Annotated in this window: 10 protein-coding genes; 2 read left to right on the top strand and 8 right to left on the bottom strand. The window is 34.2% G+C overall.

Translation table 11 applies throughout. The features are described from left to right. Positions 1–94: 94 nt before the first annotated feature. Positions 95–535: an LPXTG cell wall anchor domain-containing protein gene (locus tag AC4BB5_RS08765; protein WP_490458954.1), complete on the bottom strand. Its 441-nt coding sequence runs from the start codon at positions 533–535 to the stop codon at positions 95–97. 379 nt (positions 536–914) lie between these two features. Between AC4BB5_RS08765 and AC4BB5_RS08760 the strand changes: the two genes are divergently transcribed. After that, on the top strand, positions 915–2,387 hold the full coding sequence (locus AC4BB5_RS08760; protein ID WP_490458953.1) for a helix-turn-helix domain-containing protein: 1,473 nt from the start codon (positions 915–917) through the stop codon (positions 2,385–2,387). An 82-nt stretch (positions 2,388–2,469) separates the two neighbouring features. Here the strand turns inward: AC4BB5_RS08760 and AC4BB5_RS08755 are convergent, their stop codons facing one another. Beyond that, positions 2,470–3,864: a 6-phospho-beta-glucosidase gene (locus AC4BB5_RS08755; protein ID WP_490458952.1), complete on the bottom strand. Its 1,395-nt coding sequence runs from the start codon at positions 3,862–3,864 to the stop codon at positions 2,470–2,472. 239 nt (positions 3,865–4,103) lie between these two features. On the opposite strand from AC4BB5_RS08755, the gene AC4BB5_RS08750 reads away from it, so the two are divergent. Beyond that, positions 4,104–5,099, top strand: coding sequence for a LacI family DNA-binding transcriptional regulator (locus tag AC4BB5_RS08750; protein WP_490458951.1), 996 nt, complete (start codon positions 4,104–4,106; stop codon positions 5,097–5,099). 29 nt (positions 5,100–5,128) lie between these two features. Here the strand turns inward: AC4BB5_RS08750 and AC4BB5_RS08745 are convergent, their stop codons facing one another. The 6 genes from AC4BB5_RS08745 to AC4BB5_RS08720 form a co-directional block, all read right to left on the bottom strand. After that, on the bottom strand, positions 5,129–6,397 hold the full coding sequence (locus AC4BB5_RS08745) for an ABC transporter permease (protein WP_490458950.1): 1,269 nt from the start codon (positions 6,395–6,397) through the stop codon (positions 5,129–5,131). Beyond that, the gene (locus AC4BB5_RS08740; protein WP_490458949.1) at positions 6,390–7,289 is read right to left on the bottom strand and encodes an ABC transporter ATP-binding protein; all 900 of its coding nucleotides are present in this window, start codon (positions 7,287–7,289) and stop codon (positions 6,390–6,392) included. The genes AC4BB5_RS08745 and AC4BB5_RS08740 overlap by 8 nt, the downstream gene beginning before the upstream one ends. Positions 7,290–7,396: 107 nt before the next feature. Further along, positions 7,397–7,630, bottom strand: a complete 234-nt coding sequence (locus AC4BB5_RS08735; RefSeq protein WP_490458948.1) for a hypothetical protein — start codon at positions 7,628–7,630, stop codon at positions 7,397–7,399. Positions 7,631–7,912: 282 nt separating this feature from the next. Beyond that, positions 7,913–9,703, bottom strand: a complete 1,791-nt coding sequence (uvrC, locus tag AC4BB5_RS08730) for an excinuclease ABC subunit UvrC (RefSeq protein WP_490458947.1) — start codon at positions 9,701–9,703, stop codon at positions 7,913–7,915. Positions 9,704–9,804: 101 nt separating this feature from the next. Further along, positions 9,805–10,119 (bottom strand): thioredoxin, encoded by a 315-nt coding sequence (gene trxA, locus AC4BB5_RS08725; RefSeq protein ID WP_490458946.1) that lies wholly within the window; start codon positions 10,117–10,119, stop codon positions 9,805–9,807. Between the two features lie 88 nt (positions 10,120–10,207). Continuing rightward, positions 10,208–12,574, bottom strand: a complete 2,367-nt coding sequence (locus AC4BB5_RS08720; RefSeq protein ID WP_490458945.1) for an endonuclease MutS2 — start codon at positions 12,572–12,574, stop codon at positions 10,208–10,210. Positions 12,575–12,605: the final 31 nt, after the last annotated feature.

Here is a 12,605-nt window from a genome sequence, read left to right as displayed (position 1 = left end):
TAAAATCTAACTGTTTTTCGTGTCTCTTCCCTTGATGTATAGCTCATTTTAGATTGTCCATGTTATTTAGGTGCAAAGAGACACTCATTGCAAATCATTCATCATCACTTCTTTTAAATGCTTGTATTGATTTTGATTTGTTCTTTTTCTTTTTTTTTAATGAAATGTAGCGTTTAACACTGAGTAACAAAAATCCGATAATCAGAATTAAAAAACCAAATAATAAATATAAATTATTATTTTTATATCCAGTGCTTGGTAATAAACTGGTAATGCCAGATTTAACAGGTTTTTTCGATCCTGTTTCCGGATATTGTGTCATCTCATTTGATACATTAGTACTGCTTTCAGAAGTTGTATCTGCTGTACTCTCGGAAGTCATATCGGTACTCTGATTGCTACCAGCTGCAACATCACGATTAAAAGTTAAACCAATTTCTGTATCATAATTGGCTGCTTCAACCTCTTGGGGCAATTGAGACGAAGATAGTGCTACAAAAGCTATACTAAAGAAAAAAAAGATTTTATGTTTCATAGTAACCCCCTTTTTATTCCCCGGCTCTCCTCTTACTTAATTTGTTTCTAAAAAATATTTTTATTGTGTTTAACAAATATTATTTAAATATGTTAAATAAATTTCCGGTGAATTTAATTAAATTTTTTTCTCTTTCGTGTTACTTTATTATCATAAAACATAAAGATTTTTTTTGAAAATCCAAAACTGAACACATTTCAGTTCTTTTTTAGATAAAATAACACTCACAAAAACAAATGACATTGTCTAGAAAAGAAAAAACCTTTTTAATATAACAAATATAAAACAAATAATAATGATTTAAACTCTAGCTTCATTGACTTTGTTTTTTTTCTACTCTATAATTCCACGGAAAACTACTAACAAAGGATGTACATAAATGGAATTTTTTTTAAATGATAAAAACAAGAAAAAATTAGAACTTTTTAAAGAATTAATCTTTAAAGATGGTGAAAAAGTTTCTTTTACTTACCTACAAGATTATTTAGATATTTCTCTAAGTACTTTAAAGCGGTATTTTAATGAGTTAGAAACGGACATTCAAAAAAATGAGGATTTAAAAATGATTGTTTTTGAAAAAAATACCGGGGGGTTTCAAGTAAATAATCATTCCGGATTTAAAATTGATTATTTAGTAGTCCATTTGAGGCTTCATTACTTGAATGAGTCTTTACAGTTTAAAATTATTTCTGGCATTCTAACTAGGAGTTACTTAACCGCAGATGAGCTAGCCGAAGACTTATTTGTAAGTATTCCGTATCTATACAAACAAATTAATGCTTTAAACGAGCAACTTAAAAGCTTTCATATAAAAGTAGTTTTCCATTCAAATGAAAATTTATGCGGTGAAGAAAAACACTTGAGAATGTTTTGTTTTTATTTTTATTGGAATGCTTATCGAGGAATTATTATTCCTTTTGAATCTGAACTTAGTTGTGTATTTACCTGTCCAGATATAATAGAAAGTTTAGAGAGACGTTACTCATCTTCTGTGATTAAACGCATAAAGTTGATGCTTGGCATCACTATTATGAGACAGTACAAATATCCAATAAAATTACCTACAGAAATAAAAAATATACTAAAACCTTTTGAGATTACTACTGAAATTTCGATGCTCGTTAAGCAATACTTTATATCAAAGGATGAACATTTGTTTTTTAATCTAATGCTTCGAAGTTTTATTTCAGATATTGATTCTTCTGAAGAGAAAATCATTCTTTTTGACATGTTTCCCAGATCTTCCTCTTTAGTTTTTTCTAGTGAATTATTGGTCAATGAATATGAAAAAAATTTTTACCCATCTTCTTTTATGACTCCAAAACAAAAATCCAGCATTTTTTACTATGTCCTTATTGGGTTAGTGCATTCAACTTTTTTTGAAATCAATCCAATGTACTTCTTTAGACAAGTAATGATCAACGAGCAAGATAATACAGAGTTCCTAAAAAAATATTTAAAAAGACATCCAAAAAATTATCGTTTTTATAAGAAATTCAGAAAAAATCATCCCGAATTTACGATTGATGCCTCCTTTAACTTTGGCGTTTGCATGCTGCTGACCATTTTAACTGATATGTTTTTGGTTCCTACGCTCTCTATTTATATTCAGTACAGTAGTAATAATTTTGGTACTCTTTTTATAAAGAACAGACTTTTAACCCTGTTTAATCCTGAATCCATCATTTTCACTAACCACATCGATAAAGCTGATATTGCTATCGTAGACAACTTTGAAGTTCATGAAGAAAGAAAAGATCAAGCATTTTTCTTTGTAAACAGTTTTTTAGACGAGCGAATGTGGTTTGAATTGATCATCGTCATTCAAAAACTTTTATTAAACAGTCACTAAGGTCATCAGAGACTAGGCTTAGAAAAAATGAAAAAACAAGACCAAAAAATTCTTTTGGTCTTGTTTTTTTAGTTAACACTTCTTAATTGCTTTTCATTAGTTCAGTAACATACGCTACTGTATCAGGTTGTTCTGTCTCGATTTTCGTAATAGCTTTTGAAAAGTTAGGTAAATGATCTTTATGGGCAATCAATAGTTCATCCAGTAGTGTCTTTGCCATTGCTCCGCCAGGAACTAAGGGATTGATTGTGAATGCGTGTAACGCTGCACCATAATCTCCATCAATCGCTGCACGAATAACAGTTTCCTCCATACCTTTCATTACTTGAATGATTCCACGAGCTGCAGGCGGGAACGCACCCCAATTGTATGGTTCATGTCCATGAGCAGTTACAGGACCTGAAACTTCTACAACACAGTCATAAGGTAAATCAGTGATTGTGCCATTATTTTCAGTTGAAACAACCATATCTGTACGCTTATCATTATGAATGGATGCTATCAATTCGCAAGCAGCGTCACTATAATGTGTACCTCCACGTTGCTCCAGTTCTTTAGGTTTGTAATCTAAGTTAGGATCTTTATAAAGTTCGAATAAACGTGCTTCCGTCTCTTTCACGACTTGAGCTCTTGTTTCACCTTTTTCGAATTCTTCGATCGAGTGTTTCAACATTTCATCTTCAATGTAATAGTAACGATGGTAACCACACGGTAACATACCTAAGTCTTTAATTTGTTCATAATGGAATGGTGCATTATGGATATTTTTCAAATGACTTTCAGAATCTTCTTGTGGTCCGTATATCAAATCAATCAATTCTTGTGTTCGTTCATTTCCTTGTTTATCCCAAACACGATGCCAATGGAAGTGATTAATACCCGCAAACTTGAAGAATAAATCATCTTCTGGAATCCCTAATTTTTCAGCGGCTTGTTTTCTATGACCAATCGGTACATTACATAAGCCAGCTGTTTTTTTCCACCCACCATGCTTGATTGCAGCTTCTGTAACCATCCCTGCAGGATTGGTGAAATTAACTAACCACGCATCTGGACATAACTCTTTCATATCTTCAATGATACCGAGAATCACTGGAATTGTACGAAACGCTTTAAACATACCACCAGCTCCATTTGTTTCTTGACCTAAAACGCCATGTGATAAAGGAATACGTTCATCTTTGATTCGTGCGTCTAGTAAGCCTACTCGAAATTGTGTTGATACAAAATCGGCATCTTTTAGCGCTGCACGACGATCTAACGTTAAGTGAACCTCCCAATCTAATCCAGCTGCTTTAACCATTCGTTTAGCCATAGCACCAACTGTTTCTAACTTTTCTTTACCTTCTTCAATATCCACTAACCAAATTTCCTTGATTGGTAGTTCGTCTTTTCTTTTAATATAACCTTCGATCAGTTCTGGTGTATAGCTTGATCCTCCACCAATTGTTGCAATTTTCAAGGCTTCTCTTGTCATGCGTTTCCCTCCTGATATATTGTTCAGAACATGTTCTGATATCGTTTACATTGTAATCATAATTTATGGGAATGTTCCCATGTCAAGCTCTTTTTTTATTTTTTTTATGTTATACTGAAAGAGTGAACAGAACCGATTCTTTTCTTATTGATAATTGGAAAGTAATTTCTGCTATGATTTTTATCGAAGAATGGAGTTCTTGAATACCTATTTCATTACTCAACTAACGAGGTGTTATCATGACCACAATTATTGATGTTGCTAAAAAAGCTCAAGTATCTAAATCAACTGTTTCCAGGGTAATTTCTGGAAATGGTTATGTTAGTCAAGAAAGTCGTAAAAAGGTTTTAGAAGCAATGGAAGCGTTATCCTATTCTCCTAATTTAATAGCTCGAAATCTTCAAAGTGGTGAAACAAAAACAATTGGCTTTCTTGCCCAAGGATTTATTGATCCTTTAGGAATTTTTCTTCAAAGTTTTATCTCAATTGCAAAACAATATAATTATTATGTCACACTTTATTTTACTGATGGAGATAAGAAAAAGGAAATCGACGCATTAAATCAAATGAAATATAAGCAGTTGGATGGGGTTTTTATTTTGACTCGCGCAAATAAGTGGGAAGTCATTGAGCCATACAGCATTTATGGACCGATTGCTACTTGGCATCGAATTGATTCTGAACGAATCTACTCTTCATATGTAGATCATTACTCTGGTTATTTCCGTTCACTAGAGTATCTATATCAGCGAGGATATCGTTCAATAGGCCATGTTTTAGGTAATTTTGAAAATCTGAATACAAAAGCTCGCTTAAAAGTGATTGATGATTTTCATAAAGAAAAAAATATCCCTGTAAAAAATGAATGGATCTTCCATGACAAAACAAGACTTGATAACGGACGTGATATCGCCCAGTTATGGCATAAAATGTCTAGTAAAACTGATGCAATGGCTTTTTACACAGATTCAGTTGCTGCTGGTTTTATTTCGGAGCTCCAAACTCTAGGTTATTCAATTCCTGAAGATGTGGCTGTGATTGGTTTTGATAATAGTGAGATCAGCCGTTTGATGCATATTACAACAGTTGACTACTCTATTAAACTTCAAGCCGAAAATTCATTTATATATATTCATAATCAATTAAACAAGGAAATGATTCCAGAACAAGAAATGAGCATCCGTTTAATTGAACGTACGACCGTCCCACTTCGAAACCACAGAAAAGAGCAATGAAGATTATTTCTTCACTGCTCTTTTTGGTCTTATTTAGCGATTTTTTTTCGTTCATTTCTTAATATCGAAATTGATTGTTTTAAAGACTTGAGTACGCCGCCTTCACTATAAACTAACACATTCGATTTGTAAAGTTTCGCTGAAAACATCGTCAATAATACTCCGAAAACAACTAGAATTAAAACAGAAATCATAGCACCTGTATTTGTCACTGTTTCGCTTGCAAGTCGAATTGGCATTATAAAAGATGAAATCAGCGGAATATATGAAGACACTTTGATCACAATATTTTGCGGATCAGTTGTTCCTAGTGAAATCCCGATGAAATACCCAATCATTGCAATATAGATAATAGGCTGAACAGCTTTAGCAGTATCTTCTGGTTTGGATACCAGCGAACCGCACAGAGCTGCTAAAACTGAGTAGACTAATACACCTAACACGAAAAAAGCCAACGTGAAAAACAAGAAACTGCCGAAGATATTAGCAGAAGACAACCCTTCTAGGAAACCTTTTACCATATCCAGATCTTTTAATTGCGAATAGCCAATTCCGATAGCGGCTGCATAAATCACGATTTGCGTCAGTGCGACTAAAATAACCCCAGTCAATTTTCCATAAAAATGTGTTTGAGCTTTTGTGCTTGATAATATAACTTCCATGATTCGAGTTCCTTTTTCAGAAGCAATTTCTTGTGCGATAATAGATGCATACGTAATAATGATCACCCAAAGAATAATTGTTATCACAAAAGACAACGCCGATTGAATCGCTGTATTATCTTGGCCTGTAATCATCTTTCCATTATTATCAAAACTAACTTTTGTCTTTCCAAAGTTCGCTGGTTGACTCAAACTAGTTAACTGCTCAGAAGTTAAGTTTAATTTACTTGCATTCAATGAAGACTGAAGCCCATTAAGCATTTGTCCCATCATTAGTTCTGTCGTTGTGCCTAAAGATGACTCTGCATATAGCTTTCCTTGAATCTGTTCTTTTTTAGTATCCAAAACAAGAAAAGCATCTAGCTCATTATTCTTTAATTGTTTTTCCGCTTCTTTTTGAGACTGAATGACTTTAAATGTATACTCATCTGTCTTTGACTTCGCTAAGTGGGTTGATAATTCTTGATTATCTGAAACAAGACCTACCTTGGTTTCTTCAGAAAATCCACCTGCAAGTGAACCAGCAATATAAATAATTCCCATCACAAGAAATGGCACTAATATCATAATAACAAAGGAAACAGATTTCACATTCTTTTTATAAACATCACTCGCTATAATCCAAAATTTACTCATTTGGTTCACCTGCTTTCATCTTAAATATTTCTTCTAAAGTTGGTGGTTGTTGATTAAACATTGGAATATAACCAAATTGTGTTGCACGAGCAAATATTTCTTGCCCTGCTTTTGAATCGTTTAATGTTATCTCCACGACACCATCACTGCGTTTTATTGCGGACTTTACACCATCAATGGACAAAACATCTTCTGGATTCAACGGGGATTCAAGGAAGACTTTTGTACGTCCAAAACTTTCACGTATTTCATGAACTTTCCCATTTAGGACCATCTTGCCACTTCTCAGCATCACCAGGTGATCGCAGATTTTTTCAACATTGTCCATATTATGACTGGAGAAAATAACACAAGAACCTTTTTCTTTCAGTGCGATAATTCCATCTTTCAAAAGTTCGGCATTAACTGGATCCAACCCACTGAAAGGTTCATCTAATATAACTAATTTTGGTTCATGAATTAGTGTTGCAATCAATTGAACTTTTTGTTGGTTCCCTTTAGAAAGTGATTTTACTTTATCTGTTTTTTTCCCTTTGACTTTAAATTTTTCCATCCACTCGTCAATTTTAGGTTCAATTTCCTTTTTGGTTTTTCCTCTTAATTCAGCAAAATAAATCAATTGTTCTTGAATAGAAATTTTTGGATATAAACCTCGTTCTTCTGGTAAATAACCGATATCATTATAATCCTTACCACTTAATTGATGCCCATTCCAAAGTACGACACCACTATCTTGAGTTAAAAAATCCAAAATCAAACGAAAAGTCGTCGTTTTACCAGCACCGTTTTGACCAATTAGTCCCAGTATTTTCCCATCTGGGATTTCAAAAGAGATATTATCAACTGCAGTATACTCTCCAAATGTTTTGACCAAATTTTTTACTTCTAACATTTCCCATCCTCCTATTTTCAAATAATTCTATTCTTTATAAAATAAATGTTTCATTTCATTCTTCAAACTCATATTTAGCTCTTAACAAATTTTACCATCTGTCAGTATTAAAAAAAAGAATTTTTCAATAAGATACTGAATGACAAGCCAACAATAAAACCAATGCCTGTCGGTAAGTACGTAAGAGCATGTGTCAATGAACACATACTTTCTGTTTTCATCAGAATCCAGTAGCTTTCGGAATCTGAATAAATCGTTGGTGTACTACAATCAGCTTTAAAATGTAAGTATTTTTCTTTATAATTTGCTCTACTCTTCCAACTAGCTTGTTCATAAATCACTAAATATTCTGATAATTCTTCTGGTGAATCATCAAAAAATCTACTGAAAATCCCTTTTTTCTACCTCTTCTTTTTCAAATACTACTACACCAACTTGATTCATTTTTCTAGTGCCATGCTTTTATTGATGATAGATCATCTAACGATAGAGTATCTCGAGTGAATAAAGATGTCAATTCTTTTTATAGATTATCAGATTTTATACTTAATTCAGAGATCATGGACACTAATACGCAGACAAACTAACTCTTTATACATAAGCTTGTCTGCGTATTATTTTAATTATTCAGTATTTGGTTTATCTTGGTTCAAATGATCATATACATTCTTAGCTACATTTTTAGGTAAACCAGAAGCAGCTAATTCTTCCACTGAAGCTGCAGTGATATTTTTTAAGGATTTAAATTGCTTTAAGAGCTCTTTTTTTCTTTTTGGTCCTAATCCTTCTATATCGTCTAAGCGTGAAGCAAAACTATTTTTGCTTCGCAATTGTCGGTGGAAAGTAATTGCAAATCGATGAACTTCATCTTGAATACGCTGGAGTAAAAAGAATTCTTGAGAATTTCTTTCTAAGGGAACAACCGATAAATCTGAACCGAAAAGAAGTTCACTGGTTTTATGCTTATCATTTTTAGCAAGTCCTGCTATTGGAATGTCTAAGCCTAATTGGTTATCTAATACTTCTTTTGCAGCATCTATTTGCCCTTTGCCTCCATCAATTACAATCAAGTCAGGAAAGGGTAGGTTTTCTTTTAAAACCCTTGAATAACGACGATAGATCACTTCACGCATCGATGCATAGTCATCAGGACCTTTAACTGTTTTTATTTTGTATTTGCGGTATTCTTTTTTATCTGGGCGACCATCTATAAAAACAACCATCGCAGAAACGGGGTCCGTTCCCATAATATTCGAATTATCAAATGCTTCAATTCTTACAGGAGTTGGGATATTCATAGCATTACCCAATTTTTCTACTGCGCCAATTGTTCGCTCTTGTTTTCGCACGATCAAATCGAATTTTTCTTGAAGTGCTACTGTAGCATTTTTGCCAGCTAATCGAACTAATTTCTTTTTTTCTCCACGTTGGGGTTGTAAAACTTTCGTTGAAAGCATTGCTTCTACACTAGCAATATCAATATTATCTGGAATCAAGACTTCCCTAGGGATAAAGTGTTCATTTTCCTGATAGAATTGACCGATGAATGTTAGGAAATCTTCTTCCTCTTCATTATAGAAAGGAAAAATAGAAACATCACGTTCAATCAGTTTGCCTTGACGGATGAAGAATACTTGGACACACATCCAGCCTTTATCCACTGCATAGCCAAAAACATCCCGATCAACTAAGTCTGCATTTGTCATTTTTTGGCGCGTCATCACGGTTTCGATAGCTTTGATTTGATCACGATATTCTGCAGCTTTTTCAAATTCCATATTTTCTGCCGCTTCATTCATTTTTCTTTGTATTTCTTCTTGAATAATCGGATGTCCACCATTTAAAAAGCTTTTGATTTCTGCAACCATTTCAGTATAGGTTGATTTAGGAATATCAAAAACACATGGGGCTAAGCATTGTCCCATATGATAATAAAGACAAACTTCTTTAGGTAACACTCGGCATTTTCTAAGTGGAAAAAGTCGATCCAGCAAGCGTTTTGTTTCATTTGCGGCGCCAACATCAGGATATGGACCAAAATATAACGCTTTGTCCTTTAAAACTTTTCTAGTGATCAATAATCTTGGATAATCTTCATTTGTGATTTTGATAAAAGGATAGCTCTTATCATCTTTCAGCATGATATTATACTTAGGATCATTTTTGTGAATCAAATTGATTTCTAAAAGTAACGCTTCAATATTTGATTCAGTAACAATATATTCAAAATCTTCTATCTCACTGACTAGTCGCTCAGTTTTTGTATCATGGCTACCGGTAAAATAGGAGCGTACACGATTTTTTAACACTTTTGCTTTTCCAACATAAATGATCGTACCATTCTTATCTTTCATCAAATAGCAACCTGGTTGGTCAGGAAGTAACGCTAATTTATTTTTGATTCTTTCGTTCATAATACTTCCTTTCTACTCCATTGATAAAATATATTATACCATTTTCTCTATAATTAGACATAAAAAATAGGATGAAGCATCTCTTCATCCTATTTTTTATTCTATAGATGTTTGTCAATCAATGCACGTAACTGCTCTTTTGAATGAACACCCACTGCTTTTTCTACAACTTCTCCGTCTTTTTTCAAAAGTAACGTTGGAATACTCATGATACCAAACGAAGCTGGCGTTTGCGGATTTTCGTCTACATCCATCTTTGCAATTTTAACTTCACTTTCATCATATTCTTCACTTAGTTGTTCTAAAATCGGTGATTGCATACGACAAGGACCACACCATGTTGCCCAAAAATCGATCAAAACAAGACCGTTATCTGTTTCAGTTGAGAAATCTTTATCAGTAATTACTTGTGTCATTTTATAGCCCTCCTACTTTTACATCTAAGATGATTATATCACTCAGTCATTCATTCGACTAGTTTTCTGCTTACTAAAGGTAAGCATATTATTTGAATTTTACGATTGTTGCTCCGTTACCACCCTGGTTTCCTGGTGCAAATTCAAAACCACTCACACTACGATGATTTTTTAAGTACTCAGTTATTCCTGTACGCAAAGCTCCCGTTCCTTTACCATGAACGATGGTAACTTGAGGATAACCGGCTAAAATTGCTGCATCTAAATATTGATCCACTTCGGCCAAAGCTTCTTCGTAACGTTTGCCGCGTAAATCTAATTGGTTAGCTACATGACTACTTTCGCTTGACCGAACAGCTGTTACTCTTTGTGCTGGTTCTTTCTCGGGAGCAACCGGCGTCATATCACTTTCATTGACAGACATCTTTAAAATGCCCAATTGTACTTGCCATTCATGGTCAGTAGATTTACGAATCAAAGTTCCTCTTTGACCAAACGTATTGACAATAACTTCGTCACCTGATTTTAGTTTCTTTTGTTCTTTGGCTTTTTTTAGAATTTTATTTTTTTCTAAATGAGTTTCTTCTTGATGTAGTTGAGATAGTTTCGACTTGGCATCAATCAACTGATGTTCCTTCACACCACCTTGATTTCCTCCAGTCAACTGCATTTTTCGAATATCAGAAATAATATCACTTGCTTCTTTTTCTGCTTGCGAAACCAATTCATTCGCTTTTTGTCGTGCTTTCGCCATTTCTTTCTCTCGTTCATCAAAAAAGTAAGTGTAAGCTTCTTTTAGTTCTCTATGAAGACGTTCTGCTTCATCAACGAAATGACGAACTTCTAAATATTCAGTTTCCGCCATTTTGCGACGATTCTCTAAATCAGCAATCATTTCATTTAAATCTTGACTTTCACCGTCCATGATATGTTTTGCCTCATCAATGATAGACGTCTCCAGCCCAAGTCGTTTTGAAATTTCAAACGCATTACTGCGCCCTGGAACTCCAATCAATAAGCGATATGTCGGACTCAATGTATCTACATCAAATTCCATACTAGCATTGATTGTCCCAGCACGATTATAGCCATAAACTTTTAATTCAGGATAATGGGTTGTCGCCATCACATAAGCACTTTTGCTGCCTAATGCATCTAAGATTGAAATTGCTAGTGCTGCTCCCTCCTGCGGATCAGTACCTGCACCTAATTCGTCAAACAGGACTAAGCTATGGCTATCAACTTTTTTTAGCACATCAACAATATTCGTCATATGAGAAGAAAAAGTACTTAAACTTTGCTCTATGGATTGTTCGTCCCCAATATCAGCAAAAATTTCGTCAAAAATACCCATCTGACTTTCTTCCCCTGCCGGAATCGGCAATCCTGATTGTCCCATTAATTGAAGCAAACCTAATGTTTTCAACGTAATTGTCTTACCACCGGTATTAGGTCCAGTGATCACAATAGCCTGATAATCTTTTCCAATAGTAATATCATTTGGTACAGCCCTATATTGATCTAAAAGTGGATGTCTGGCTTGTTTGAAATAAATATGGTTCTCTTCACTTATTTCAGGTACTACAGCATTTAATTCTTTACCAAAACGAGCTTTGGCATTAACAAAATCCAATTTTCCTATGACATATGCATTGTGCATGATATCATTTCGGTGAGGAACTAATTCAGCAGATAACTCAGACAAAATACGCTCGATTTCACTACGTTCAGCAATTTGATGTTGGCGTAAACGATTGTTTAAATCTACAATTTGTTTTGGTTCAACAAACAACGTTTGACCAGAAGCACTTTGGTCATGTACAACACCGCCAAAAATACTTTTATATTCCTGCTTTACTGGAATAACATAGCGTTCATTCCTCATTGTCACGATTGCGTCACTTAAATATTTAGCATTTTTTCCTCTGACGATTCCATCTAATTGCTCACGAATCGTCTGTTCACTTCTGCGGATATTATTTCGAATAACTTTAAGTTCTGGCGACGCTTCATCCGTTACTCGACCATCTTCATCGATCGACTCTTTTAGTCTTCGACTTAATTCAGGTAAAACAACCAATTGATCGATCCAAGTATAAAGTCTTAGTAATTCAATTTCGCTATCTTGTAAATCGTCAAAGAAACGAATAACTTCGGATGTTGTTGACAACACACGTCCAATATGAGCTAATTCGATGCCATTCAAGTCAGCACCAATTTCAATCCGCTTCATGTGAGGACGAATATTCTCTAGCTTAGGAATTGGAATACCACCGCGTAAACGTTGAATTTTTAATCCATCTTCGGTCTCTTCCAACCATGCATGAATGCTAACAGCATCATTTACAGGGACCAAGTGCTCTATTTCTTCTAGACCTTGCGCTGTCACAACATATTGAGAAATCTGTTGTTTGACCTTATCAAAACCCAATGTTGCCAAGATTCGTGTATTCATTTTTTCACCTTCTGTTCTTGTAAGACTTGCT

The organism is Enterococcus sp. AMC1252 (genome assembly GCF_058216515.1).
This window is presented reverse-complemented; position numbering and strand designations above follow the sequence as displayed.